This is a genomic window from Lysinibacillus sp. NPDC093216 (genome assembly GCF_050280325.1).
In the GTDB taxonomy this organism is placed as follows: Bacteria; Bacillota; Bacilli; order Bacillales_A; family Planococcaceae; genus Lysinibacillus.
In genome coordinates, this window is the sequence record NZ_JBNNVB010000002.1 from 261,465 (window position 1) to 288,390 (window position 26,926).

Below are 26,926 nucleotides of genomic sequence, written 5' to 3' on the forward strand. Positions count from 1 at the left end.
ATATTTGTAATTTTATTACTATGTAATGATTACTAAATGAAACAACAAGGAGATACGCATGTGGCATAATCGGAATGTATGGATAATTTTATTAGGTGAATTTGTTGTAGGTCTTGGCTTGTGGGCTGGGATTATAGGGAATCTTGCTTTTATGCAGGAGGTCGTTCCGTCTGACTTTCACAAATCATTAATTATTTCTAGCGGTATATTGGCGGGTTTAGTTGTAGGTCCGTTGGCTGGGCGTATTATTGACAAGTCGATGAAAAAAACAGTTGTACAGTGGGCTAGTGTAGGGCGAATTATAAGTGTTTTATTTATGTTTATGGCACTTTATACAAATTCGGTTATTTGGATGATTCTTTTTTTAATTACGTTGCAAATAGCAGCCGCCTTTTATATGCCTGCTCTACAATCTATTATTCCAATGATCGTTAAGGATAAGGATTTAATTACATTAAATGCTTGGCAAATGAATGCTCGAACGATTTCAAGGATTATAGGTACTGCTGCAGCGGGATTCATGCTAAGTTTCTTTGAGCTGAAATGGTTGTACATCATTTCATTTATTGTCTATATAATGATGTTTGTTATTACGAACTTCCTACAATTAGATGAAACGGCAAATCAATCGTCGGCAACTAAAGAAAATGGCGACTTTAAAGAAGTGTTACCGATGGTGAGGGAGCACCCTGTTGTTTTAATGACACTTGTCTTAATGTTAATTCCAACATTATTTTTAGGTTCCTTTAATTTAGTTATTATGAAAATTTCTGAGATTCATCATTCAACGACAATATCAGGATTATTATATACAGTTGAGGGCATAGGTTTTATGCTAGGTGCAGCTGGTTTGAAATTTATTACAGAACGGCTGAACACTGGAACACTACTTTTTATATTAGCATTTATCATCGGTTCGATGGAGCTAATGCTAATATTCTCGGATATTAAAATTTTGGCATTAGTGGCTTTTGGAGTTTTTGGTTTTTCAGTAGGCTGTTTTTTCCCAACGACAATGGTGATTTTTCAAAAGCAAGTGCCAAAAGATTTTCATGGGCGATTTTTCTCATTTCGTAATATGATTGATTCTGTCATCTTTCAGGTCGTCTTATTATCAACAGGCATGATGCTGGATTTAGTTGGTTTAAGTGGATTGGGGCTTGTTTTTGGAATTATTAGCTTAAGTTTAACTATCACTTTTTTACTTTATTCAAAGAAAAAGAATGTTGTTATGCATGCTCATTAAATATAACCAGAAAAAGAACTGTCAAATCTGTAAGCGGTTTTTGACAGTTCTTATTTCTTAGTTAAGTCTACATTTTTATTGATTTTCCGAACGGGAATGCCCAATCCATCAGGTGTGGGATGAGCGTGAGCTTGGATAGGGAGTGCCACTAAAACCAGAAAGATTTGTGGTGCATCTAGTATCCGAAAATCCCACTCTTTTTTGTATGTATATTGTGGTTTATAAAAAAACTGATACATTGTGTAGGTGAACGAATATAGAAGAACAGACACAACCGTATGATTATTTACTATCATTTCGTTATTTGTCCCCGGTACAGAAGAAAGATTTTTCTTCGTGCAGATGTAGGGGAAAGTAGAAAGAAGGTGTTGAAAGATGCTTGGAAAAGCACAAGAAGTGACAGACAGTTATATTGATTCACCTGAAAAGCTAAAGGGCTTATATAAGCGAGTGCTAATCGTAGTTAGTCTCTCACAAGTTTTTGGTGGGGCAGGGCTAGCAGCAGGTATTACGGTAGGGGCACTTTTAGCTCAACAAATGCTGGGAACGGATGCTTATGCAGGAGTACCATCCGCTTTATTTACTTTAGGATCGGCAGGTGCGGCTTTAGTTGTAGGGAAATTATCACAACGTTATGGGCGTCGCACAGGTTTATCAACAGGTTTTATTGTTGGAGGACTCGGTGCAATTGGTGTAGTAATTGCCGCCATGATGAATAGTGTTATTTTATTATTCGCTTCTCTAGTAATCTACGGTGCAGGGACTGCAACAAATCTACAGGCTCGCTATGCAGGGACAGATTTAGCCAATAATAAACAACGAGCAACGGCTATCAGTACAACAATGATGATGACAACGTTCGGTGCTGTGGCAGGGCCAAATTTAGTAGATTTTATGGGGAAATTTGCTGTATCCATTGGTGTTCCGGCGCTTGCAGGTCCATTTATCTTATCTGCAACAGCATTTATTTTAGCGGGTCTTGTCCTTTTTGTTATGTTGCGTCCTGATCCGTTAGAAATAGCAAAAATGATAGAAGCGAACAAACGAGAGAATGAATATGGAAATAAGATGGAATCCCTTAGTGAAAAAGCTATCAATAAAAGAGGTCTTACAGTTGGTGCAACGGTTATGGTTCTTACTCAGATCGTAATGGTTGCTATCATGACGATGACACCAGTACATATGAAACATCATGGTCATGGTTTATCGGAAGTAGGAATTGTTATAGGATTTCATGTTGGTTCCATGTATCTTCCGTCGCTCGTAACAGGTATTCTTGTTGATAAAATTGGACGAACAGCCATGAGTATAGCTTCGGGAGTGACGTTGTTATGTGCAGGTTTAATAGCAGCATTCGCACCGAGCGATTCTATGGTTCTTTTAATCGTAGCTCTTTCTTTACTTGGATTGGGCTGGAACTTTGGTTTAATTAGTGGTACTGCTCAAATTGTTGATTCGACAGAGCCTTCCACTCGTGCGAAGACGCAAGGAAAAATTGATGTTTTAGTTGCATTAGCAGGAGCTTCAGGTGGTGCTCTTTCGGGGATGGTAGTGGCTAATGCGAGTTATGCGACATTATCTTTAGCTGGAGGTCTATTATCTTTAATCCTTATTCCAGTTGTCATTTGGTCAAGAAAAGCTTGAGATAAATTATTGATACTAAAATTTTTAATGGTTATTAAAATAGTTTCTAAGTAACCAATGTAATCTTTTTTTTAACATGCAGTAAAATCAAGAATTTAGTGTGAACTTAAATAAAATTTTATTAAAAAATAACTTAATTTAAGGTTCTTTTGTTGGCATTCGGTACTCCGAAATGTAAATCAAAAGAACCTTTTCCTCTTAATAAAAGCAAATAACTATGTAATTAGCTATTTGTTTTATAATCTGCTTCTGTTTGATTACATGCCTTAATTACCTCATTAAAGGCTGCTATAATTTTCTCAATTGTATATCTCGCTTCGAGTAATTCATTAGTTGTTTGTTCTAATTTATTTTGTAGTAAGGCTCTTACCTTTTTGATTAAAACTAAATAACTTTATTAATTCGAATCAAAAGATGGAATGAGTTATAAAACAGTAGCGAAAGAATTAAAAGTTGATTCAATGGTAAGACGTTGGGTTTCAGATAAGAAACCACTAAAGTGCCGCAGTAGAGAATTCTAATATGCGATAAAAATTCCTCAAATAGCCGTTTTTAATGGACTTCTGGTTAATTCAAATCTTTTAAATACCAGGCATTCATAGTAGAATGTTCAGAACCTGAGAGTGGCTCATGTAAAAGTGTAAATCCAAATTTTTTATATACCATACATGCAGTTTTTAATTGATGCATTGTTTCTAAGTAGCACTGTGCATAATGTTTAGATGCAAATGACAAAGCTGTTTCCATTAGCATCTTTCCAAATCCTAAACCTTGTGTTTTTGTACTTAAGTATAGCTTTTGCAATTCACAAACTTTATCATGTTCGTTAAGAGGTGCTATACCAATTCCACCAACTACCTCTCCTTCCATTTCTACTACCCAATAGTTTGCATGTTTTAAATTATTATAATATTGGTGAAGGTCGTTAAGTTGAGGGTCAAAATAAGCTGTCCCAGGAATCGCTAATCCAAGTGATTTTAGTGAATCTTGTATTATTTCCTTTACCTTTGCATTGTCTTCTTTTCTAATTTTTCGAATAATCATATTATATAATCTCCTTTAATTCGGTAATAATAAAGATAAGATTGCGAAAGATTTTTTGAAAATGGCATCCCTAAAACATGGACAAAGTCCACATTTTAAGGATATAGTTATATTAATGTTAAAAGTGGACAAAGTCAACTAAAGGAGAATATATGGATAAAGAGATTATTTACGATATCAGACAATTCAATAGATTTTACACAAAGGTACTTGGTTTATTTAATAACCAAATTCTTGATACATATTATTCACTGACTGAAGCACGAATACTATTTGAAATAAGCGAGAGAACTGAGTGTATTGCGAATATTCTCGTGCAAGAACTTAATATTGATAGAAGCTATATGAGCAGAATTTTACGTAAGTTAGAGAAGGAAGAATTAATAGAGAAAAAAAGCTCAACGATTGACAGTAGAAAAAACCTTCTATTATTGACAAAAAAGGGAGAAGAATTGCTAGAGAAAATTAATATTCAGTCAGATCAACAAATAATTCAATTGTTTAGTGGACTAACGGATAGTGAAATTAATGTAATTCGTAACTCGATGATGGTAATAAAAGAAAAATTTCATAAAAATAGATTTTAAAAGTGTTTAAATATTCAACGGATTTTGGAAGAGATGTTTAACTATTCGTATTCGTTTTTTAAAATTGAAACAAGTACTGCTCAAAAAGTCGATTCAACTGGGCCTTCCTCTCGCGCAAAAACAAAAGGTAAAATAGATGTTTTAGTTGCACTAGCAGGGGCTTCAGGCAGTGCTATATCAGGCATGGTAGTGGCTAATGTAAGTTATGCTACATTATCATTAGCTGGGTGTCAAAGTAACCAATGAGTTGCAAGAGCTTAAGATACAGCCTCCATTTTTGGCTGCTGTATCTTAAGCTATCGTGCAGATTAGTTAATACTTTAACGTCAAGCATTTGTTTATGTTTTAAACTTTACATATGGGAATCTTTATGATATGGTACTTATTACTAATATTGACAAGAAAGAGGTGAAAGCAATGATAACAGTTTTTAGAATTTTGTATGGTAAAAATGCAAAAATTGGAAATGGTTTGGCGTACAAAGGGAGTAGTCTGTCCTTTTTTAAGCCAAATAACCATACAAAAACAGTTATCGGAGCTTTTTCTCTACGGCAAATAAACTCTAATTCAATGACATAATGTCCTTGTTTATTTGTGCGTGATTTTATTTAAGCATAACACCGATAATTGTGTCGGTGTTTTTTTTGTGCCTAATTTTTATAAAAAGGTTAGATGATAACTCCCTTCTATTTACTCAAACAAACCAGAGTTTTATGGAAGGATGAGAAAACATGCAACAAAAAAACAAGTATATAAGAATTCAAGAGTTCTTGATGCAGAATAAATTTCCTAATTTTAGAATGAATCAAATCTCAAATGCTATATTCCAAGGGAGAATAAATAATTTCAATGACATAACGGTTCTTCCTAAATCCCTAAGAAAAATGTTAATTAAGGAGTTTGGAGAATCGATTTTAAATATTGCTGCTTTAAAGGCACAACATTCTGAACAAGTTATAAAAGTCTTATTTGGAATTTCAGGAGACGAAAAAATAGAAACGGTAAATATGAAATATAAAGCTGGTTGGGAGTCATTTTGTATATCCTCGCAGTGCGGTTGCAATTTTGGTTGTAAATTTTGTGCAACAGGAGATATAGGTTTAAAACGCAACTTAACGTCAGATGAAATTACTGATCAAATTTTGTACTTTCACTTAAAAGGACATTCAATTGATAGTATTTCTTTTATGGGAATGGGAGAAGCATTAGCTAATGTGCAAGTTTTTGATGCTTTAAATGTACTTACAAATCCGGAGTTATTTGCTTTAAGTCCTCGCAGGTTATCTATTTCGACTATAGGCATTATTCCGGGCATAAAAAAAATGACTGAAAACTATCCGCAGGTCAACCTGACGTTTTCATTACATTCTCCTTTTAATGAACAACGTAGCAAGTTAATGCCAATTAATGAACGCTACCCATTATTGGATGTAATGGACACATTAGATGAGCATATACGTGTGACCTCAAGAAAAGTTTATATTGCTTATATTATGTTGCCTGGAGTTAATGATTCTATTGACCATGCGAAAAAAGTAGTAAGCCTTTTAAGAGGTAGATATAAGAGAGGGAACTTGTTTCATGTAAACATCATAAGATATAACCCTACTGTTAGTTCACCTATGAGGTTTGAAGAAGTAAATGAGAATCAAGTTGTAAACTTCTATAAAGAATTAAAGTCAGCAGGAATTAACGTTACCATTAGAAGCCAATTTGGTATTGATATAGATGCTGCTTGCGGGCAGTTGTATGGAAACTATCAAAAAACAATAACCAATAAATAAGGGTGAGAGTAATGTTTAGAACGTGGGAAGTACCCTAATAATTTATTACTAACAATAAATTAAATTATTAGGAGGATATTTATGATAAAAGGAATCTTAGGGAGAAAAATAGGCATGTCTCAAGTGTTTAGTGATAGTGGAAATCCCATAGTTGTGACGGTTGTCGAAGTGGAAGAGAATGTGGTGTTACAGAAGAAAACCTTGGAAAATGACGGATACGATGCAATCCAAATTGGATTTTCTGATAAAAAGAATCCAATCAAAGCGGAAATTGGAAGAAGTCAAAAGGCAAATACCGTTCCTAAAAGATATGTTAAAGAAATTCGTGGAGCATCATTAGATGTTGGAAAACGTATTAGTGCAGATATATTCCAAGAAGGCGACATAGTAGATGTTACTGGTATATCTAAAGGAAAAGGATTTCAAGGTGTCATTAAAAGACATAGATTAAGTGGCGGTCCTGCATCTCACGGTTCAAGATTCCATCGAGCTCCTGGTTCCATCGGTGTAATCGCCAAAAATGATGGCATGAAAGTATTCAAAGGAAAGAAAATGCCCGGACGTATGGGTGGAAAACAGACCACTATTCAAAATCTTACAATCATAAAGGTTGATAGTGAACGCAACCTATTGTTAATTAAAGGAAATATCCCTGGAGCTAAAAAGTCGTTTGTAAAAATAGAAACTGCAATTAAAAAATTGACTGAAAATGGTGATGATTAGTGATAAACAAACAAAATAATTCCAGCCAAAGTATAAGTAGAGAGGATGTAGTTATTACGGATTTTTTGATGTTGACTGACAATGAAAAAATCCAACTACCATTCATCGTGGCAAGAGTTAACGATTATGAAATAAATTTAAACTATTTAAATATTGAGCTGATTAACGACATGAAGTTGGGTATCATACCTTCTGAAATGTCTTCATCAGACCTTCTTGAGTGTTATTATTGTGCTCTTGAATCAGTCATTGAACATGAGCTTATTGTACAAAAAATGAATGAGGATAGAAGCATTTCCGGATGGAAACCTGATAAAGAACAAATTACTGATTGTATGCAAGAATTATTTGACGAGTTTGGAATTGATGAATCAGAAGATTACTCTAAACTGGAGATTGAACAATTAGTATTGCAAGAATTGCGTATGCAACGATTTATTGATAATCAGTTGGGAGACAACAGTGTATCCAAGGAAGAAATTGAACATGAATACCAAAAATCACCTGAAAACGGAGATATGCAAAAGGAATACATTCGTGTCATCCTTGAATATGAAAAGCGTGAAGAGAAATATAAAGCCTTTGTTCTCGAATTGAAAAAAGCAGCGTCAATTGAAGCTTTTTTATAATTTCACTTTTCTATAATGAGTATACGTCCTAAACCTTAATTACATTCTAATGAAGTAGAGACGGGAAGGATATACCAAAGCTCTGATCATTTTGTTAGATTAGGTTTGTATAAGAATATTTTGTATAAATCTTATTTTAAACCAACAAATACTAACTCAATAGATTGGAATAAGGATTGATAACTACTTTACCTCTTTAGACGATTTCAAATCAAGCGTTATACAATAAGAGAAAGATTGAAAGGCTTAGGAGATATTCCTAAGCCTTTTTAAAGATTTAAATAAAAAAAGTGTTATGAGTATAGCATTGATTTTTTATGTATTCAAAAAGATTCCTTTGTTGGCGTTGATACACCGAATACTGGCAGCCCTGTTCGTAACTAAATAGGCAACAGACCGCCCTAAAATTGTTATAGCAGAAAATTTTTGTCTATTTGTAACATGGTAACTAAATAACAACATTTGGGGCTGTGGCAGGGCCAAATTTAGTAAATATTATGGGTGAATTTGCTGTTTGGTGTTCCGGCGCTTGCAGGCCCATTTATCTTATCTACATTTAAAATTCGATAAAAGCTTAGTAAAGTCTTCTTTGATGATGGCTCTTTAATTTGCTTCGGCTTCACTTCACAGTTAACATCAATCAGAATTTTAAGTGCAGGTTCTAAAGCAAATCTAAATTCAATGAGGACCTAGCACTCTTTTTTACATTAGGAACATTGCTAATAAAAATACGTCCGAAGACAGGCTTAAACCCGCTTTTCTGCCTCCCTACAGCCCATAACTTAACCTGATCGAAGACTTATGGAAATAGTTGGAAAAGTCTTCTGTTAATAATATTTTTTCCCAAACGTTCAAAAGGTCACTTTGAAAGTAAGAGAATTTATTCTTGATGTTGAAACTACCACCCATCCTTTCGATCGAGTGCGTTGGCATACTAGCTCGGAAAGTTCTAGGAGGAGAACACTAATTTCATCAAGAAAGTAGAAATCAAATGGGAAAGTCATCTGATGTCCAAAAACTTTTTGCAAATTATGGGTAGTTGGGTGGACTGGAGAATCAATTTTCTAGAGAAAAATTAAGATAAGTATTGATAAATGGGTTTAGACACAGTATTCAAAGGTTAATTTATCTGTATAATTATGCCCTTAAAATGGATTCTTTCCAACAGACTATCTCAATAGTCTTGACAACTACAGACTATCGCAGTAGTATTAGGGTGTGGCAAACTATTGCAATAGTCCACTTAAGAAAAGGAGCATGCGCGTATGCAAGTTAAATTGTTTGATTCGGAATTACAAGTCATGAATATTTTATGGGAAGAAGGCGATTTGACAGCTAAACAGCTCTCACAAATGTTAAACGAACGAATAGGTTGGAATAAAAATACCACCTATACCGTCATAAAGAAATGTATAAAAAAAGAGGCCATCGAAAGAATTGAACCTAACTTTATCTGTCATCCAATCGTCAGAAAAGAACAGATACAAGAACAAGAAACGACGGAATTGATTGATAAAATATTTAATGGTTCTAAATCTTTACTATTCGCATCCTTACTAGACAAGAAAAAAATGTCCGCGAGTGAGATTGATAAATTAAAACAAATTGTTAAAGATCTTGAGTGAGGAATTATGATATGAGTATTCTCAACATGAGTGTAGACGCATCTCTCATCCTCATCATTGTGCTATTGATGAGGATGTTAGTAAGAAATAAAGTGCCAAAGCAAACATTTTTAATTCTTTGGGGAATCGTTGCATTTAAACTACTCATCCCCTATTCTTTTTATTCAAAGTTGAGCATACAGCCTATGCTGAAAAACGTATTTGTTACGCTCACTCACTCAAATGATTCGGAAAGTATGCACCATACAATCGAAATCGCACAAACATCAAGCACGTTTTCTCATCAGCTTTTGATGACAAGCGATTCCGTCCAGTACCTTTGGGCCTGTGGGGGTATCGGGGTTTTTCTATTCTTTATAGTGGCCTATGTTAGATTTTATAAAGAATTTAAAACTGCCATCCCAGTGAAGAATAATGAGTATCTCGATCGATGGCTAAACGATCATAAATTAAAAAGAACGATTCAAATTGCAGTATCAGATAGAATTAAAACCCCGTTAACATATGGAATCTTTAAACCAGTCATCTTATTGCCGAAATCAACAAATTGGGAAGACGCTGCAAGTATTCAGTTTATTCTCACGCATGAATTAATTCATATTAAACGCTTTGACGTTTTGTGGAAAGTAATTTTAACGATTATGGTAGCTTTGCATTGGTTTAATCCCTTAGTTTGGTTTATGTATTTTTTAGTAAACAGAGACATTGAATTGTCTTGCGACGAAAGGGTTATTAGACAGTTTGGAGATAAGGCAAAGTCAACATATGCACTATCTCTCATCAATATGGCAGATGAAACCTATACGGTTACGCCGCTTTGTAATCATTTTAGTAAAAATGGGATTGAAGAAAGGATAGTGTCCATTATGACCTTAAAGAAAAAGTCGGTTTTAGGAACAGCATTAGCGTGTACATTAGTCATTGGAGGGGTGACCGTCTTTGCGGCAACTGGTCAAGAGCAACCAACGCTGAAAGAAGGCAAAGAACGAAATGGAGTTATTGTTACTGATGCAACAAATAGTACGACGGAACCACATGTAATCGCAACAAATAAAGACAAAGAACAAAATACAGTTATTGTTACTGATGCAACAAATAGTACGACGGAACCACGTGTAATCGCAACAAATAAAGGCAAAGAACGAAATGGAGTTATTGTTACTGATGCATCAAATAGTACGACGGAACCACATGTAATCGCAACAAATAAAGGCAAAGAACAAAATGCAGTTATTGTTACTGATGCATCAAATAGTACGACGGAACCACGTGTAATCGCAACAAATAAAGAATAAATAAGTTATTCCAAAGACTAGTCCTGAAATCCGGGACTAGTCTTTCATTTACTCCATCATTTTTTCATAATAAAACTAAATGCCTTCCACTTTGTTGGTGTGGTTTTAAAATAAAGTTTGATAAGAAATCCTATTAGCTTTAAAGTTAATAGGATTTCTTATTTCACTAACGTGCTGGTTAGTTGAACAAGCAAAAGTAATAATTATAAGTTACAAAACAGAGCGAAAGAATTAGAAATTGATCATTTAATGGTAAGACGTTGGGTTTCAGGCAAGAGATTACTAAAGTGCCACAGCAGAAGAATTTTATTACTCTTTGAAATATGGTTACTAGCCAACAACACTTGGTGCTGTGGCAGGGCCAAGTTTAGTAGATATTATGGGGAAATTTGCTGTATCCATTGGTGTTCCGGCTCTTGCAGGTCCATTTATCTTATCAGCAACAGCATTTATTTTAGCAGGTCTTGTCCTTTTTGTTATGTTGCGTCCTGATCCGTTAGAAATAGCAAAAATGATAGAAGCGAACAGACGAGAGAATGAATATGGAAATAAGATGGAATCCCTTAGTGAAAAAGCTATCAATAAAAGAGGACTTACAGTCGGTGCAACTGTTATGGTTCTTACTCAGATCGTAATGGTTGCTATCATGACGATGACACCAGTACATATGAAACATCATGGTCATGGTTTATCGGAAGTAGGAATTGTTAAAGGATTTCATGTAGGTTCCATGTATCTTCCGTCGCTCGTAACAGGCGTTCTTGTTGATAAAATTGGACGAACAGCCATGAGTATAGCTTCGGGAGTGACGTTGTTATGCGCAGGTTTATTAGCAGCATTCGCACCGAGCGATTCTATGGTTCTATTAATCGTAGCTCTTTCTTTACTTGGATTGGGCTGGAACTTTGGTTTAATCAGTGGTACTGCTCAAATTGTTGATTCGACTGAACCTTCTACACGTGCAAAAACGCAAGGGAAAATAGATGTTTTAGTTGCACTAGCAGGAGCTTCAGGTGGTGCTCTCTCCGGCATGGTAGTAGCTAATGCCAGCTATGCAACATTATCTTTAGCTGGAGGTCTATTTTCTTTAATCCTTATTCCAGTTGTCATTTGGTCAAAAAAAGCTTGAGATACATGATATAATACTAAAATTTTTAATGGTTACTAAAATAGTTTCAAAGTAACCTATGCAATCTTTTTTAAACCATGCAGTAATATCAAGAATTTAGAGTGAATTTAAATAAAACTTTATTAAAAAACAACTTAATTCGGTATTCCGAAATGTACATCAAAAGAACCTTTTACTCTTAATAAAAACAAATAACTATGTAATTAGCTATTTGTTTTATCATCAGCTTCTGTTTGATTACATGCATTAATTACCTCATTAAAGGCTGCTATAATTTCCTCGATTGTATATCCCGCTTCGGGTAATTCATTAGTTATTTGTTCTAATTTTTCATATGCTCATTCCTTGATAATTTTTAAAATCTAATTAGTCGTTATAAAATTGTAGCCATTGACAATAATTAAATTATCAGTTTTGAGAACAAAAGTACATTTAAAAGACAGCGGATTGGCACTTAATGATTTAAGGTTAGGGAAATACTTTATCCATTATGTACCTAAAAGTTTTGCCTTTTGGATATTTTTGTTTTGAAATTCATAGTGGGTAATACATTCGTTGTTAAATTCTAATTAGTGCGTTTTTACAATAAGTTGAGACACTTTCAGGTTAGTTCAATAAAAATGCTATAATCTAAGGTATTAAGAAGATAGTAGGGTTTATCATTTGAATCATGTAATATTAGACACAGATATATGGATTTATTTAGCCCAAGATACATATACAGGAGCTCTTCTGCAACTGAAGAAATGATTGATGTTGGAAAGTTAATAATTCTAGTTCCAGAACAAGTGAAAGCTGAATGGGATACGAGGGGAGATTAATGACGGATTTCTCAAAATGGCAATTGTGGTATGGAGTAGTTTCACAAGATACAGAATATGTTAAAGTCGGACAGTCGTCTGTCAAAGTAACTACAAATGATGTCAATACTACATCAGCGAGTAGACTAAGATCAGTACAATTTAACTTATCAATTGCCAAAATAATGATGATACGTTTCTACGTAGAAGATGGAACAAACTTTGGAAACGACTAAGTTGGATTACTTAGGAAACAGGAGAAGGTACATACTGTTCGGACAAGGATTATAGGTCCAAATTACAATAGACAAAATAAATACTGGAGAGTTTACTGAACGTTTATTCCAATTAGAAAATCGTTCGTTTTATAAACCTACATTTGAATAACATCGGAAGCTAGGAGGCAGCTCCTCAGCCACCACAAGCGATTCTGTTCGAGCTTGCGCAGAAGCACGGTGGTGGAGTCTGGAAGAAGAATCACTTGTAGAAAGTAATCTACATGCAATAGATTTTATTATTTCTTAAAGCATTAAAAAGCGTAAAAGCTTAAGCCCTTACGCTTTTTGTATGAATAATTATTTACTTTCTTTCTTTCTTCTGTTGATGTATCTGCATCTTCAGTCGTTGTATTTGTTTCAGCAGCAGCTAAAAACTCATCTAACGCTGTTTTTATATCTTCATCTTTAATCTTGATATCAGCATCTTTTATCATTTTCGCTACTTTTGTTAATAGTGTTGAAGTATTCGCTTTTGCTAGTTTTAATTGCTTTTCAAGCTCGGCTTTTTTATCTTCGTATGATTCTTTAATCTCACGCTTGTCCGTCACTTCGATAATATGATAGCCAAAGCTAGATTGAATTGGATCGCTGATAACATTTTTTTTCAATGCGAAAGCACCTTCTAAAAACTGTTGATCCATATTAGTTGCTTTGTTAAACCAACCTAAATCCCCACCAGTTGTTTGTGCTGCTTGTTCAATAGAATACTCTTTTGCAACTTTTGCAAAATCTTTTCCAGTTTCAAGTTCCGCTTTCACCTTTTTAGCAGTCTCTTCATCTTTTACTACTATATGACGAGCTTGGATTTCATTTTTGATATTTTCGTATTCAGCTTTAATTTCATCTTCTGTTACTTCCACATCTTCAACTAATGCCTTTTCTTGCATCAATTTAAGTTCTAGGGATTTTTTGTACAAAGATTCTGTTTGTCCTTGTTGTGCAATGAAGGTTTCGAAGTCATCGCCTAATTGCTTTTTGTCAGCTTCTAATTGAGCGTTTACTTCATCTTCTGTCACTTTATATTTCCCTGAAAGTACTTTTTTAATTATTAGAAGTTGAAATGCTTGCTCTCCCGTAGATGCTTTCATTTCTTCATATAAATCATTTTGAGTGATATCTCCAACTTTAGAAGTAGCGATTACTTCGTCCTTAGTTGCTGAATCATTACTACAAGCACCTAATGCAAGAACTGATGCTGCGAGTGTGAATGTTAATACTGTTTTTTTTCATGGAATTCTCTCCTAACTTCTTGTTGTTGCAGTTGTAAAACAAAGTCTATTTCTATTTCTATTTCTATTTCTATTTCTATTTCTATTTCTATAATTATTTTTACAGAGAAAGATTATCTCCATATAAACAGTACCTTAAGAAAACCTTAACAATTCATTAGAATTTGGCCAGAAAGCTAAGTCATATAACATCAAACAATATACCACCTAAAACTAGGGATTAACCATATATTGGTTATGGGTAGCGTTGTGCAATAACAATGTGGGGCGATGCAATGCAACAGATTGCAATCCCGAAATCAATATGTGTTATGGGATAAAAACATGTGTGGAAGGATGAGAAAGAGCCACCTCTTTAGAGAAATGGCAAAATAGCAAATTGAAGAATTAGAAAAATGAGGGATACCTTGTGATCTAATTAATTTAAAAGGGTCACTTGGGACAGTGACCCGAAGCCAATAAATTTTAAGGTGCAGTGTGGAGCTAAACTAATTTGCTTAACACTACTATAACTATGTTGTAATATCAGGTTTTGCATAGTGGATTACCTAGAAAATCGAATTTAAAGAATAAGGTTGTTACAGTGTGAGTAATATTTTTTCTGAACAATAAAAGATTTTTAAAGGGATAGCATGTGCGATAATAGTGTGTTTTAAAAAGATTCATTTGTTGGCGTTTGGCACTCTGGAAGAATGAAACAAAGAAAATTTTTTGTATATGAGAAGGTTTCGAAATGCTTATTCTTGATTAGAAAAAAACAATCGTACAGAAAATCTTTAGATAAAAAAGGATACAAAAAATCTAAGTGTAATACTGATGGTCGGGGGGCGAACCGACATTCCAAAGGAACACGATTTTGTGTCGTAACACTAGCGGAAACTAAGTCAAAGAAAAGGAATCTAACCCGCGGAAAGCCTTGTAAAATCAAGGTTTTTATTGGGTTTTTCCGTTTTTCTAAGTCTCTATATGGCTTCGCAGGAACTCAAACTCTATGTTTAGAGAATAATACTAAGCGACTTCTTTCTTGATTTTAACATAGCGTAAGAAGTTTTTTCTATAATGTAGGAGAGGTTCATACTTGATATTTTGGTCGCTCACAAAACCAAAGTGTACCAATCCACTTTTCCCCATCCTGTAAAATTTTTGATCCATGTAATGATTGCGGGTCAGGAATAGATGTACCTGGTTGGCAGTTTTCAAAAACTAATAACGTTCCAGTTGTCGGAGAAACTTCGATATTTAAATTCGGAAAATATGTTTCTCCTCCAGAGACAACATCATTCAAATATAAGAGCGCAGTATATAACCGTTGCCCTGAACGCTCAAGAAACGTTTTATATGCTTCTTCTGTTAAATCATAACAATCCAAATGAGCCTCAAATTTCCCGCCTACTCCATAATGAGCTACTTGTAAAGTTTCCGCGTAATGAATCGGTTGCTCAACAATTTCTGCGATTTGTTTACATACGCTTTGTACAACTTCATTATGATCATGGCTAAACCAAGCCAAATCTGAAACCCTTATTTCAGAAACTTCTAACCCGGATTGACCTACCACGGTTGCTGGTGTTAACTGACCACAAGCCAAATTAATCAAAGATTGACAAGTTTCTGGCGAGATCAGTGAAGGATAGCACCCTATAAACGGTTGTTGATTCAGTAGCTGTGTGGGTTTTTGCACCGTTTTAATGAAAGTTATAAAATCAATTTTGAAAAACGGCATATTGTATGTCGTTTTTTCTTTTTGTATGCTTTGAAAAAGAGGCTAAGACATAACTAACAGATTCTTTCATAAAGCCGAATAATCTCTAAATTAACAAAACACGATAAATAGAAAAACCGAACTATTCCGAAACATTTCATGAGCGTTTTAGTGGATAGTTCGGTATTTTTGTTGGCTGAAATACTTTTGTCCCAGCCTCTCTGATTATGAAGTTTTATGTATTTTACAATAGCAATTAACCTCAAAAACACTACAACTAAAAAGAGAATGAGAGATATGCCATTTGTTATCGTTTATTACCCTGAATGTCTTTCGAATAAAGAAGAATTAAAAAAAGGTGAGCAATAGTAGTCACTGTTCGTTAATCGAATGTTTCGAAATTCCTGAAGATTGTTACTTTCAAATGTTTTTTCCTTATCTATCTAATCAATTTTTTACGATACGTAGCCGTAGAATCAGTATTGATGGTTCTGAACCATCTTCATTTTCTGTGATGAAGCGCTGATTATGAACTTCATGGATTGCTAACGGGCAGATTAGTTGAGGAGTGGGTGTAATAGTGAAAGAACATTTCCTTGAACTAAGAAAAAACCTCACTTAATTCCTCATTTAAAGGAATTTAAGAAAGGTTTGTTTTATTTGTTGCTCTTCGAAAAATATTTCCGAGTATCTTCACGTATTTGTTTAGGTAATACTCTTTCAAGTTCTTCATTTAACCATGAAAGTGTTTTACTACGTAAATCATCACGCATTTTTTCTTCAGCGGAGAGCATAACTAAATTGATGGTACAAAAGGTGGGAGCTGAACAGCAGCTTTCTCTATACAAATATCCATTATCTTTAATATTTTTACATTGAAAAATAGGCTTAGGACCTTCAACTGCTTCAACTACATCCCAAAAGGAAATTTCTTCAGGGGACTTAGATAACCTATATCCACCCTTTACACCGGGGACAGAACTTACAATGCCAGCCTTAGATAATTTACCGAAAACTTTTGAAAGAAATGTCTCAGAAAGTCCTTGGAACTCTGCCAAATCCTTAATCCCAACACTTTCCTTGGAAGGAACACCAATTAAATAGACCAAACAATGTAAAGCATATTCAACTCCAACACTATATTGCATATAAACTCACCTACTTTTGATAAAGTATTATCAATTGTATCTTAAGAGGATTTAGAGTACTAGTCAAATAAATGAAACCTCCTTCTTTGGTAAGTTTACTTAATTGACAAAAATAAATATAACATATATTATGGATTGTGTTAATCGTCGATTAATTTAGTCTTTAATTAAAACGTGTTTAAGAGTAAATTAGAAAAAGACTGGGGCTACAAAAATAATCAAATTAATAGAGGTGGAACAATGAAAATTTTACAGTTAATGACTCATCCTGATTACAACAATCAAAAAAGAGCAGCAAACCGCTTAGCAGATGTTGGATTAAAAACTTTACAAGGAAAATTAAATGGTCAAGGAACAATCGAAGTATTAAACGTTTACGATCCAAATAATTTTATCCCGCAAGTTACTGCTGACACTTTAAATTTTACAAATCCTAAAGAAATGACTGCTGAACGATTAAAAAAACATGAAGCACAATATAAATTAATTAAACAATGGAAGTCAGTAGACTATATTTATATTTATATGCCTTTGCACAATTGGAATGTACCTGCAAAGTTTAAAGACTATCTGGATAATATTCTTACAGCAAGAGAAACATTCAAATACACAGAAACTGGTTCAGTTGGATTAATGTCAGACGAAACTACTAAGGTCACATTTATCCTTACGAGTGGAAGTGAATCTGATACTAATTACAGATATGTAAATTTAGATTTTGCGCCACAATATATGCGCGGAGTTCTGCACATGATGGGGATTAACCAAATGAAATTAATACGTGCTCAAGGCTTAGACATGTCTACTAACGACAAAGAAGAAATAATGAAATCAACTGAAAAAGCATTAGTAGGTTATATTAACTCACAATCTTTCTAAACTAGGAAAACCAGCGACCTAAAGGGCGCTGATTTTTTTAAAAGCAAAGGCGGATATTCTTTTTACTCCCACGTAAATATTTGACTATAATCGAATTGGATTTCTGACACGTACTTAAAAGAATTGAGTTTACTAGTTCCTTGGTTGCGTATGGGACGGAGGAGCCTAGCAGATTATACCTGCTACACTTCCAACATTAATAATTGCTGAATCCTCTCCTTTATTAAATAAGGTACAGTTGCTTTAATACAGTAAAATATTTTCTATAATTTAGATTACACATATTAGCATTCTCTGTTAAATGAACGCTTTTAAAGCGTTACCATATGGTCATTTTTTACTCAGTATTAACGCTGTAGCTGCTTTAGGCCATCCAACATAGAAGGCCATATGTGTTATCAAAGCAATAATTTCCTTAAAAAATCCGAAATTTTATTATTTAATTTTCTCGTAAAAGAAAAATTTATGAATTAGTAATTAGCATTTAGTAGTTGAAAAGTTTATGTACTCAATATAGTCTGTGTTTTTTCTAGTTTCTAATTTATTTACTACTATTAAAAATAATTCATTCCATCACTTGTCTTACCCTTTTTCATTTATGTTGTAATTCATTTAGTAGTCATTAATTCGATTTGCGGATCGTATTGAGGACATGCAGGATTTAAGTCTGTTAATAATGAGTGTACATGGTTAAAAATAGACGATGAAAATCAAACGACTTACGGAATAGGACATGAAATTATAAATGAACTTATGGTTAAAGAAGTGGGCAATTTAAAATGGGAAAATGGCAAGATAGATTTATTAGGTTATCTTAAGTTAAGGGGTACTATTGGTGCATAATTAATTCACTTTAGCTATTGGGATTTATTTTTTATTCTATACACAGATCTGTTCATTTTTAATTAAGCAATAGTAGATAAAGGAAGAATGTGATTATGAACGAGAATAGCGATTGGGTTTTTGCCTAACAAGTTAATTTCCGTGGAGGAGCTCCAAAAGTTTTGGAAAATGGAATGTACTTAAAATAATGTCCATTGTGCTATACTTATTTGACTATAAATCAGAGAACGATGTATGCTATATTGCCAATGTTGGTGTTCATCCAGACCATCGAAGTAAAGGTGTAGGAAAGTAGCTAATGCAGCGGGCACAGGATTTTTCTCAAGTAGGGCCAAATATTGATTGGCTAAGTTTATACGTTTCGGGTAAAAATCAATGGTCCAAGGTTTATACGAGAAATTTTCATTCCATACACATTTACAAGAAAAATAGTTTCGTCTGGTAATTTCATGTTTCTAGAAAAGGAGCCTATACTTATGAATTATAAAGAATTAAAAAAGATTGCAGCTGCGGTTACTTCACCTACAGAATTAAATGATTTTGTTCAGTACGGAAGTGTTGGTGCAGCGATTGAAACCGTAGATAGTAATATCTATACAGGGATTAGTATAGATACAGCTTGTTCCATGGGTTTTTGTGCAGAGCATGCGGCGGTCGCAGATATGTTGAAAAATGGCGAATATCAAATAAAAGCTTTTGTAGCAGTTGACTCGGAAGGAAATGCTGTTCCACCATGTGGACGCTGCCGTGAGTTGATCAGTCAGCTTTCAAAAGAAAATTTAGAAGCTGTTGTAGAGGTTGAAAATGACAGGTTTGTTTTATTGAAAGAGATTTTGCCGTATGACTGGAAAACCAATCGAGGTAGGGAATGGTAATTGGTCAAGTTTGAAACTTTATGTTTACTTGCTATCGATTTAAAAGTAAAAGCCTAGCAAAAAGTGCGCTTTCGGGGGAGAACACTATGTTGGTATCCTTCATGGACTGAATGCAGCGGATTTAACTTACTTTTCTTACTTGTTTAAACATAAAACACCCAGTTAGATAATTAATATCAAAAGGGCTGAAATAGTACATCCTTTTTCCAACATGAAGACACAAATATTGAAATAACTTAAATTCAATGCTATTATGGATATGTAAAGTCTTTTATTGGAGTGAATAACAGTAATGAAATATTCTAAAGCTACTAATTATGCACTACACACAATGCTTTTTCTCGCAAAGGAAACACCGGATAAACCAGTAGGTGTCCAACAATTAGCTGAAATGCAACATGTTTCTCCAACGTATTTGTCTAAAATCTTAACTAAGTTAGTAAAAGAGGGAATGATTAATTCTGCATCTGGTGCCAATGGTGGTTATACACTTAGTCAGAATTGGGAAGATATTTCATTTTTAGATATAATACATGCAATTGAAGGCAAATCGTCTTTGTTTGATTGTTGTTTATATAACGATCCTAAGTGTGTAATAAAAGAAGTAATGCTATCTGCAGAGGAAACACTAGAGAATGAGTTAAGAAACAGAAAAATATCGGATCTGGTGAAAAAATAGTTGTGGATTTAGTCCACCATTATTTTTTTGCACAATCAGAGATATAAAGAGTCTCTTAAGTCTGTAAATAAACTTAATGAACTTAGAAATTTTACACTCTAAGCTCTTGGTTTTGTACTTCTATAAATTTTCAAGTGATTATAGCTTAAAATCATTCTGTTTTAAACTTTAATTTGAGCTAGAATGCATGTTGTGATATACCGAAATGAAAATTTTTAACGAAACAATATGTACTCTAAACAACTTATGAAGGAGAGTTTCATGATGGAATTATTTGATTGTGCAATTATTGGTGCAGGTGGCGCTGGGCTAAATGCAAGTTTGATTTTAGGAAGGTCTCGAAAAAAAGTCGTTCTATTTGATAATGGAACAAATCGGAATCGCGTGACTCAGGAATCACATGGATTTCTTACACGTGATGGAATTAAACCTGCAGAGTTTAAAGAAATAGCTTTGAATGATGTAAAAAAATACCCATCAGTTCATTTTTATCAAAACACGGTTATGAATATAACAAAACAATCAAAGGGTTTGTTTAAAATTGAGACGTTAGAAGATCAAGAGTATGTTGCTGAGAGAATTATTTTGGCAACGGGTGTTCAAGAAGAATTCCCGCTGATTCCGGATATGAGAAATTACTATGGAAAAAGTTTATTCAGCTGCCCAACTTGTGATGGGTGGGAATTAAGAGATAAGCCTCTAATTATAATTTCAGAAGATGAAGAACAAACCCTGTTTAAAGGAAAACTTATCTATAACTGGTCAAAAGATTTAGTAATAGCCACAAATGGTCATGAACTTTCTAATTCGACATTGAATGAACTACAAAGAAAAGATATAACTGTTATTACTGAACCTATTCAACATTTAAAGGGTGTGGATGGTTATTTAAACAAAGTAGTGTTTAATTCAGGACTTGAAATCGAAAGAGTTGGAGGATTTATTGTACCTAATTTTGTGCGTCCAAACCGATTTGCAGAGCAGCTCGGTTGTCAACTAAATGAAAATGGTAGCATTGTTGTGGATGAAGCGGGGCGTACATTACAGGAAAATGTTTATGCAGCGGGGGAGACAGCTAAACTAGGTCAGTCTTCGTTAATAGTTGCTGCTGCTGAAGGATATAAAACCGCGATGGCAGTTGTTTTCGATAGTACAATTTAAAAAATTTTAGATTAATTACAGATATTAAATGCCTTTAATGTTCATTGAAAGGGGGATAGAAGTTTTAGATTATATCTTTAAGATTTTGATTTCCGCGGAGGAGGAAAAAGTTATGTCAATTACTCATGTAACAACAAAGCAAGAATTAGGAGAACACTTAAAAACTGAAAAGATTGTGTTAATAAATTTTTGGGCGGAGTGGTGTAGCCCTTGTAAAATGTTCGGAATGGTTCTTAACCAACTCAATGAAGAACGCGGTGATAAGGTGGAAATTTTAAGGGTGAATGTTGATAAAAGCCTAGAACTTGCAGCGGAATACCAGGTACTAGGGATCCCTCATTCTCGTTTGATTATTCATAATAAATTACATGAACCAATTGTTGGATATATTCCTTTAGAAAATCTAAAGCAAATTATTGGAGTTTGATTTAAAATAGGAGGGAAAACATGGAGATTCTTGAGTGTGCAATTATTGGTGGAGGACCTGCAGGATTAAATGCAGCATTATTGCTAGGTAGAGCGAATCGTTTAGTAGCATTGTTTGATACAAATAATGACCACTTTGCATTCGAGCTTCAAGAGAGTATTTCCAGAAATGGAAATGCTGCTATCGAATTCATGCAAGTAGCAAAAGAAAAATTAAATCAATATCCTAATATTCATTCCATCGTTAGTCAAAATGTTAGGGTCATTAAACAATCAGACAATAAGCTTTTTAAAATTTATGCTGAAGATGGAGAGAGCTTTCTTGCTGAAAAAATCCTTCTGACAGATGATGCTAAAATACAGACAGATATTCCCGACTTCGAGCAATATTACAATAAAAGTATTTTTAGATCTCCATATAGTTATGGTTGGGAGTTAAAGGATAAAAAGTTGATTTATATAAATTAAACAAGGGACGTTGCGCTAACGGCCAAAATAATTCACAATCTATCAAATGATTTAATCGTGGCAACAAACGGTAATGAAATAAAAGAAAATGAAAGAAGAGAGTTAGAAGAAAAGGGAATAAACGTAATTACTGAAAAAATTAAAGAAGTAAAAGGAGATAATGGGATTTTGAGGAGCGTAGTCTTTCAAAATGGAATAGAGGTAGAAAGAGAAGCGGGCTTTATTACACCGTCCAATTTCACAACAAATATAATTGGTCAAGGATTGACTTGTGATCTTGATGAGCACGGATTAATTGTTGTTGACCATTTTGGAAGAACTTCGGAAAAAAATGTTTATTCAGCTGGTGATGCTGCTCAGCCTGCGCCAACGGAAATCGTACTTTCAGAAGCAACAGGTATACAGGTAGCAATGACTATTAATTCAGATATTTCGATTGAAAAGTTTTAAATAGTAATGAACTATAAGTGCAATTTTGTAAGACATAGTAAAGAAGTTGCTTAAGGGGAGGATTCGTTTTGCCAACCAAGGATTTTTTTGTTGGCAAGATTTTTACTGCTCATTTCCCGAATATTAGCTATTCATTGTATCCCGAGCATTGGTAGATGCTTTCGAGTATGATAAGTAAGTGCCAATGCAATGCACTGTTTTAATTTCGTTGATTGGTATTTCATCATTTTCAGCAAATACAATCGCTCGATTACCTTATAGCTGAATAAACCTCTATAAACCTCATTTAACTGAAATTTTTTTCCGTTGAAGAGCAACAGTATAAAATGATTAAACTTTTTTATAAAAATTGAACAATACTTCACAAAGAAAGAATCCGTTTTGATGAGGGCACTGAAAAAGTCCATATCTTCTCACATTGCGAGGTATTCAACGATTAAATCGTTGAATACCTCGCTTTTTTCATTTGGCACTGTGACTCTACTGTTGTTTTCCGAAGCATTCCGCTCGCTTTCCCGCAGGAGTCGAGCGATGCTTCTCCAAACAACGCAATGTATCAAACTATTATTTTAGTCACGCTTTCCTTGTGAAGAATCAATTAGCTTACTGTAAGGGAGTCATTTCAGTCATTGAAAAGGAACCACAAATTGCACAAATACCGGCTGTCAAAGAAAAGCTGAATGTCTTAAAAGAAGTCGTAGAAATTTTCAAGAACATCTAAATTACTCTTCTGATGCGGATGCGCGAAAAGGGCATAAGACGGTGGAATCTTCTTTCTTTGGGTACAAGACACATATCGCGATGAGTGATGAACGTATTATTACAGCGGCTGTCATTACAACAGGTGAAAAAAGTGATGGGAAATATCTTCAAGAATTAATTGAAAAAAGCACACAAGCAGGTATGAAAATTAATACAGTTATTGGAGACGCAGCTTACTCTGAAAAGGCAAATATCGAATATACTAAAGAAGAGAAAATCGCCCTTGTGGTAAAGTTGAATCCTATTCTTACACAAGGACCACGAAAAGAAGAAGACAAGTTTGAGTTTAATAAAGATGCTGGAATGTTTGTTTGTAAGGCTGGCCATCTCGCGACAAGAAAAGCACGTACGGGTAAAAAAGGAACGAGTAAGAGTCAAAGTCAGACATATTATTTTGATATTGAAAAATGCAAAGTATGTCCAATGAGAGAGGGCTGTTATAAAGAAGGCGCAAAAAGTAAAACGTATTCTGTCACAATTAAGTCGGATACACATGCCGAACAAGAGGCATTTCAAAATACGGAAGCATTTAAGTAATTAGCCGCAAATCGCTACAAAGTAGAAGCGAAGAATAGTGAATTAAAAAACGGACACGGGTACGATACGGCATCGACAGCGGGTCTATTTGGCATGGGAATTCAAGGTGCTACAACGATATTCGCTGTCAATTTGAAACGGATATTAAAGCTACTAAACGAAAATGAATAAGGAATAGAGACAGAAATAAGGTTCGCTTTTATGAAAACGTAAGTTTTTCAGTGCCCTCCGTTTTGATCAATCTTTTTTTCAAAACGGATTCTTTTTATTTATTTTTAAGGGGATTTTATTTAACGCCCTACAAGTAATCCAGGCTATTGAAAATTAGGATGATTCCAACAATACACATTATCCAAGAAAGGGCTGACCCTGTATTATTTGCTATTTTTACCCGAAGTTTTTTAAGAGGTTTTTGCATCCTCCAACCAAACAGGAGATAGAAGAGAAACAGCAAGAGAGAAGGCATCACCATGATAAAATTGTATCCAGCTAAAATAGAAGACCATTCCATCCATGATAGATTAGAAGTAGTCATTATTCCAATTGCTGCAAAATAAGGGAATGCCGTACCTACTTCAATTAATGAAGTAGTGAATCCAAGAGCTACAATTGAAAGAATGCTTTTTGATTTTGGAGAAGGCAGGTCTGAATTTTCCTTTGTTGGAACATAAAAACTTGCGATGAACAAAATTGCTCCAATAATAAAGACTATCCAGCTTACAATTCGATTTTGAAATACGCCAGAAATAATCTCAAGCAAAAAACCTAATCCTAACATGAATGAAACTCCAACAGCAAAATAAAATCCTGCAACCGTCAATAAATAAATCAATAAACGTTTATTAAGTTTCTCTTTATCTGTTAAAAGTAAATATACCGTTACCCCTAATGTGGCAGGGCTTAACGTATCCAGTAAAGCCAAACCTCCTATCAGGAGAAGTAGTTCTGTACTCACTGTTCTTTCCCCCTTATTCCGGTTGAGGATTATTCTTTTCAGCTATAAAAACTACATATGCCTCGTTCAACAACTCAAGTACATCCTGATCAATCGGATATAATCCCAGTTTCTCTGACTGCTTTTGCGACATCCTTATTTCCCACAGCTTATCTAAAAATTCATCCTCACCATCAAATTCCTCTAAACGCTTTTCATCCATTCTTCTAATGATATTTTGAACTTTGGTTGATTTAGGACCGTCCTTAATATAACGCTTTAACTGACCTATCAGAGCAATCCATTCCAGTGAATCAGAACTGTCACTTGTCATATTGGGAACCTTTTTCCATAGCTTTATTTCTCTTTCTTTAAATATAGATTCTCGATAATTCTGCTGTATTTCTTTATCTTTACTGGATAATTGCATGATCTTCTGAATCGCAACCCAGTTTTCTTCACCTTCTATAGCAATTCCATGTATCAATTCCCGTAAAGACTGCTCTATTTTCTTTAAGTTTTCCTGTTCGTTTATGACAAAAGATAATTGACTCTTTAGACTATCCGACCAATCCCAATCACTAGAAGCGAGCATGTTCTGAATCTCATTTAAGCGAAATCCAATCTTTTTTAAAAATTGAATCTGCTGTAGTTTTTTTATTTCATTATTCGTATATAAACGATGACCACCTTCTGTTTTGGATGTTGGTTTTAATAATCCGATTTTATCGTAGTGACGCAGTGTTCTTACTGTAACACCTGTCAGCTCTGCCACTTTGTTAATGTGTATCAACTGATAAACCTACCTTCCTGTACGTTAATACCTTATTGTTAACAACTGTTTTATTCATTCCACTTTTATTCTTCTTTACTAGAAAGAGATTTAAGTAAGTACCCTGCTCCCAAGCCAATCAGTACACCAGGAAATGCATGATCCATAGCCAGTCCAATACCAGCACCTATAATGACACATCCATAAATAATTATATCTCCCTGTTTCATCTAATCCTCCTTATTTTTCTAATTTATTTAGATATTGCAAAAAGTAGTTACTTAACAGTATACAAAATGACGTAACGTAAGCTTCAAGGTTTTTTACCTTTATTAATTAATTTATAGAAACCTTGAAACTGACGAGGGGTCAGCTTCTATAATGGTATCCAAAGAGAGGAGTGGTGAATATGAAGAAATACTGTATAGTTATGTCGGTTATTCTTACTATAATGTTTTTAAGTGCCTGTGTGGGAGGGGAGGAAAGCGAAGACATTCAAATGGCTTCCCTTAAAGATATAGATAGCATTTATATAGAAAATGGAAGTGTCAATTTAGATGTAGTATCAGCGGATATAGAAGAATTGGAGGCCAACTTATTTTTATATGACAATGGTCCGGGAATTGTAATGGAAAAAGGGAAACGAAAATTAACGATTCGATTAAAAAATGATATAAGCCGTCTGTTTAAAATCGGGCGGATGCCTCATTTGGAAGTTCGAGTTCCTACTGAATTCAAAGGGGAAATCATTGTTAATGGCTCTTCTGGTAACGTCGTTGGAAAGAATCTGCAAACGCATGATCTCCAAGTTAATGGTAGCAGTGGTAGCGTAAAACTTGACTTCCTTGACTTTCATAGTGAGGTTCACGTTACTACAACAAGTGGAAAAGTGGACATTGCATTGAATGAGGATGAACCTAATGCCACGTTCCTTCTCAAATCTAACAGCGGAAGACGTTCAGTTGGCATTGTATTAAATGATAAACAACAAAGCAAAAAAGAAACAAAAGGAACGTCTGGGACTGGAGATTATGAAGTGCAGTTGGAAACCTCTTCAGGAAATATATCATTGAAATAAATACGGATACTTCTTCAAAGTTAATGCATAGTTAAATAACATGAGACCTTTGAATGAAGTGCGTTTTGTAGAGGACACTATAAGTGTAAGTGATAAATTTAAATGAAATTGATTTGACCTAGCTCCGAATGAGAAAGCCCATGCAGGGTGTAGCCCGTCGTCTTTAGACATGGGATGAAAGTTGAGGTCAGACAAGAGG

Annotated in this window: 26 protein-coding genes and 5 pseudogenes; 22 read left to right on the plus strand and 9 right to left on the minus strand. The window is 34.3% G+C overall.

The features are described 5' to 3' along the window. Positions 1-58 precede the first annotated feature (58 nt). Positions 59-1,246 carry an MFS transporter gene (locus ACQKOG_RS03715; RefSeq protein ID WP_370080331.1) on the plus strand — a complete coding sequence of 396 codons (1,188 nt, stop codon included), beginning with the start codon at positions 59-61 and terminating at the stop codon, positions 1,244-1,246. A 375-nt stretch (positions 1,247-1,621) separates the two neighbouring features. Continuing rightward, entirely contained in the window at positions 1,622-2,890 is a 1,269-nt protein-coding gene (locus ACQKOG_RS03720; protein ID WP_370080329.1) for an MFS transporter, read from the plus strand. A gap of 567 nt (positions 2,891-3,457) precedes the next feature. On the opposite strand, the gene ACQKOG_RS03725 is transcribed toward ACQKOG_RS03720, so the two are convergent. Beyond that, positions 3,458-3,934, minus strand: coding sequence for a GNAT family N-acetyltransferase (locus ACQKOG_RS03725; protein WP_370080327.1), 477 nt, complete (start codon positions 3,932-3,934; stop codon positions 3,458-3,460). A gap of 152 nt (positions 3,935-4,086) precedes the next feature. On the opposite strand from ACQKOG_RS03725, the gene ACQKOG_RS03730 reads away from it, so the two are divergent. The 5 genes and pseudogenes from ACQKOG_RS03730 to ACQKOG_RS03750 all read left to right on the plus strand — a co-directional run bounded on the left by ACQKOG_RS03730 (position 4,087) and on the right by ACQKOG_RS03750 (position 7,657). After that, positions 4,087-4,521, plus strand: coding sequence for a MarR family winged helix-turn-helix transcriptional regulator (locus ACQKOG_RS03730; RefSeq protein WP_427445086.1), 435 nt, complete (start codon positions 4,087-4,089; stop codon positions 4,519-4,521). Between the two features lie 69 nt (positions 4,522-4,590). Next, positions 4,591-4,767, plus strand: a pseudogene (locus ACQKOG_RS03735) (MFS transporter); the annotation flags it as partial. A gap of 485 nt (positions 4,768-5,252) precedes the next feature. Then, a complete protein-coding gene (locus tag ACQKOG_RS03740; protein ID WP_370080323.1) occupies positions 5,253-6,305 on the plus strand; it encodes a Cfr family 23S rRNA (adenine(2503)-C(8))-methyltransferase in 1,053 nt (350 codons plus the stop codon). A gap of 81 nt (positions 6,306-6,386) precedes the next feature. Then, the gene (rplC, locus tag ACQKOG_RS03745) at positions 6,387-7,028 is read left to right on the plus strand and encodes a 50S ribosomal protein L3 (protein ID WP_370080321.1); all 642 of its coding nucleotides are present in this window, start codon (positions 6,387-6,389) and stop codon (positions 7,026-7,028) included. Then, positions 7,028-7,657 carry a hypothetical protein gene (locus tag ACQKOG_RS03750; RefSeq protein WP_370080319.1) on the plus strand — a complete coding sequence of 210 codons (630 nt, stop codon included), beginning with the start codon at positions 7,028-7,030 and terminating at the stop codon, positions 7,655-7,657. The genes rplC and ACQKOG_RS03750 overlap by 1 nt, the downstream gene beginning before the upstream one ends. An 851-nt stretch (positions 7,658-8,508) precedes the next feature. On the opposite strand, the gene ACQKOG_RS03755 is transcribed toward ACQKOG_RS03750, so the two are convergent. After that, positions 8,509-8,685 carry a hypothetical protein gene (locus ACQKOG_RS03755; protein ID WP_370083474.1) on the minus strand — a complete coding sequence of 59 codons (177 nt, stop codon included), beginning with the start codon at positions 8,683-8,685 and terminating at the stop codon, positions 8,509-8,511. 237 nt (positions 8,686-8,922) lie between these two features. Here ACQKOG_RS03755 and ACQKOG_RS03760 point away from each other — a divergent pair, with 237 nt between their 5' ends. The 4 genes and pseudogenes from ACQKOG_RS03760 to ACQKOG_RS03775 all read left to right on the plus strand — a co-directional run bounded on the left by ACQKOG_RS03760 (position 8,923) and on the right by ACQKOG_RS03775 (position 12,742). After that, the gene (locus ACQKOG_RS03760) at positions 8,923-9,282 is read left to right on the plus strand and encodes a BlaI/MecI/CopY family transcriptional regulator (RefSeq protein ID WP_370083475.1); all 360 of its coding nucleotides are present in this window, start codon (positions 8,923-8,925) and stop codon (positions 9,280-9,282) included. Positions 9,283-9,293: 11 nt separating this feature from the next. Next, positions 9,294-10,577, plus strand: a complete 1,284-nt coding sequence (locus ACQKOG_RS03765; protein ID WP_370083477.1) for a M56 family metallopeptidase — start codon at positions 9,294-9,296, stop codon at positions 10,575-10,577. A gap of 337 nt (positions 10,578-10,914) precedes the next feature. Then, a pseudogene (locus tag ACQKOG_RS03770) lies at positions 10,915-11,706 on the plus strand (MFS transporter); the annotation flags it as partial. 820 nt (positions 11,707-12,526) lie between these two features. Then, positions 12,527-12,742 carry a hypothetical protein gene (locus ACQKOG_RS03775; protein ID WP_370083479.1) on the plus strand — a complete coding sequence of 72 codons (216 nt, stop codon included), beginning with the start codon at positions 12,527-12,529 and terminating at the stop codon, positions 12,740-12,742. 293 nt (positions 12,743-13,035) lie between these two features. On the opposite strand, the gene ACQKOG_RS03780 is transcribed toward ACQKOG_RS03775, so the two are convergent. Both ACQKOG_RS03780 and ACQKOG_RS03785 read right to left on the minus strand, forming a co-directional pair. Continuing rightward, positions 13,036-13,800 carry a peptidylprolyl isomerase gene (locus tag ACQKOG_RS03780; protein ID WP_427445093.1) on the minus strand — a complete coding sequence of 255 codons (765 nt, stop codon included), beginning with the start codon at positions 13,798-13,800 and terminating at the stop codon, positions 13,036-13,038. A 1,285-nt stretch (positions 13,801-15,085) separates the two neighbouring features. Then, on the minus strand, positions 15,086-15,523 hold the full coding sequence (locus tag ACQKOG_RS03785) for a prolyl hydroxylase family protein (RefSeq protein ID WP_427445096.1): 438 nt from the start codon (positions 15,521-15,523) through the stop codon (positions 15,086-15,088). 489 nt (positions 15,524-16,012) lie between these two features. On the opposite strand from ACQKOG_RS03785, the pseudogene ACQKOG_RS03790 reads away from it, so the two are divergent. Continuing rightward, a pseudogene (locus ACQKOG_RS03790) lies at positions 16,013-16,172 on the plus strand (tautomerase family protein); the annotation flags it as partial. 199 nt (positions 16,173-16,371) lie between these two features. Here ACQKOG_RS03790 and ACQKOG_RS03795 read toward each other — a convergent pair. Beyond that, entirely contained in the window at positions 16,372-16,863 is a 492-nt protein-coding gene (locus ACQKOG_RS03795; protein ID WP_427445099.1) for an RrF2 family transcriptional regulator, read from the minus strand. Between the two features lie 240 nt (positions 16,864-17,103). On the opposite strand from ACQKOG_RS03795, the gene ACQKOG_RS03800 reads away from it, so the two are divergent. Continuing rightward, positions 17,104-17,742, plus strand: a complete 639-nt coding sequence (locus tag ACQKOG_RS03800) for an NAD(P)H-dependent oxidoreductase (RefSeq protein ID WP_370083486.1) — start codon at positions 17,104-17,106, stop codon at positions 17,740-17,742. Positions 17,743-18,072: 330 nt separating this feature from the next. Here the strand turns inward: ACQKOG_RS03800 and ACQKOG_RS03805 are convergent. Continuing rightward, positions 18,073-18,159 (minus strand): annotated as a pseudogene (locus ACQKOG_RS03805) (carboxymuconolactone decarboxylase family protein); the annotation flags it as partial. A gap of 613 nt (positions 18,160-18,772) precedes the next feature. Between ACQKOG_RS03805 and ACQKOG_RS03810 the strand changes: the two are divergent. From ACQKOG_RS03810 to ACQKOG_RS03845, 8 genes and pseudogenes are all read left to right on the plus strand, one after another. Next, on the plus strand, positions 18,773-18,880 hold the full coding sequence (locus ACQKOG_RS03810) for a GNAT family N-acetyltransferase (RefSeq protein ID WP_427445102.1): 108 nt from the start codon (positions 18,773-18,775) through the stop codon (positions 18,878-18,880). Between the two features lie 181 nt (positions 18,881-19,061). Beyond that, positions 19,062-19,460, plus strand: coding sequence for a cytidine deaminase family protein (locus ACQKOG_RS03815; protein ID WP_370083490.1), 399 nt, complete (start codon positions 19,062-19,064; stop codon positions 19,458-19,460). 292 nt (positions 19,461-19,752) lie between these two features. After that, a complete protein-coding gene (locus ACQKOG_RS03820; RefSeq protein ID WP_402874854.1) occupies positions 19,753-20,139 on the plus strand; it encodes an Rrf2 family transcriptional regulator in 387 nt (128 codons plus the stop codon). A gap of 264 nt (positions 20,140-20,403) precedes the next feature. Continuing rightward, complete coding sequence (locus ACQKOG_RS03825) at positions 20,404-21,300, plus strand: NAD(P)/FAD-dependent oxidoreductase (protein WP_427445318.1); 897 nt, start codon at positions 20,404-20,406, stop codon at positions 21,298-21,300. Positions 21,301-21,412: 112 nt separating this feature from the next. Continuing rightward, positions 21,413-21,727: a thioredoxin family protein gene (locus ACQKOG_RS03830; RefSeq protein WP_427445107.1), complete on the plus strand. Its 315-nt coding sequence runs from the start codon at positions 21,413-21,415 to the stop codon at positions 21,725-21,727. Between the two features lie 20 nt (positions 21,728-21,747). Next, positions 21,748-22,194, plus strand: a complete 447-nt coding sequence (locus ACQKOG_RS03835; RefSeq protein ID WP_427445110.1) for an FAD-dependent oxidoreductase — start codon at positions 21,748-21,750, stop codon at positions 22,192-22,194. A gap of 30 nt (positions 22,195-22,224) precedes the next feature. After that, complete coding sequence (locus ACQKOG_RS03840) at positions 22,225-22,644, plus strand: FAD-dependent oxidoreductase (RefSeq protein WP_427445321.1); 420 nt, start codon at positions 22,225-22,227, stop codon at positions 22,642-22,644. A gap of 598 nt (positions 22,645-23,242) precedes the next feature. After that, positions 23,243-24,114, plus strand: a pseudogene (locus tag ACQKOG_RS03845) (transposase); the annotation flags it as partial. Between the two features lie 127 nt (positions 24,115-24,241). On the opposite strand, the gene ACQKOG_RS03850 reads toward ACQKOG_RS03845, so the two are convergent. The 3 genes from ACQKOG_RS03850 to ACQKOG_RS03860 all read right to left on the minus strand — a co-directional run bounded on the left by ACQKOG_RS03850 (position 24,242) and on the right by ACQKOG_RS03860 (position 25,879). Beyond that, positions 24,242-24,898 carry a GAP family protein gene (locus ACQKOG_RS03850; protein WP_427445112.1) on the minus strand — a complete coding sequence of 219 codons (657 nt, stop codon included), beginning with the start codon at positions 24,896-24,898 and terminating at the stop codon, positions 24,242-24,244. A gap of 13 nt (positions 24,899-24,911) precedes the next feature. Next, entirely contained in the window at positions 24,912-25,670 is a 759-nt protein-coding gene (locus ACQKOG_RS03855; protein ID WP_370083502.1) for a MerR family transcriptional regulator, read from the minus strand. Positions 25,671-25,735: 65 nt separating this feature from the next. Beyond that, positions 25,736-25,879: a hypothetical protein gene (locus ACQKOG_RS03860; RefSeq protein ID WP_370083504.1), complete on the minus strand. Its 144-nt coding sequence runs from the start codon at positions 25,877-25,879 to the stop codon at positions 25,736-25,738. Positions 25,880-26,058: 179 nt separating this feature from the next. On the opposite strand from ACQKOG_RS03860, the gene ACQKOG_RS03865 reads away from it, so the two are divergent. Beyond that, a complete protein-coding gene (locus ACQKOG_RS03865) occupies positions 26,059-26,727 on the plus strand; it encodes a DUF4097 family beta strand repeat-containing protein (protein WP_427445117.1) in 669 nt (222 codons plus the stop codon). Positions 26,728-26,926: the final 199 nt, after the last annotated feature.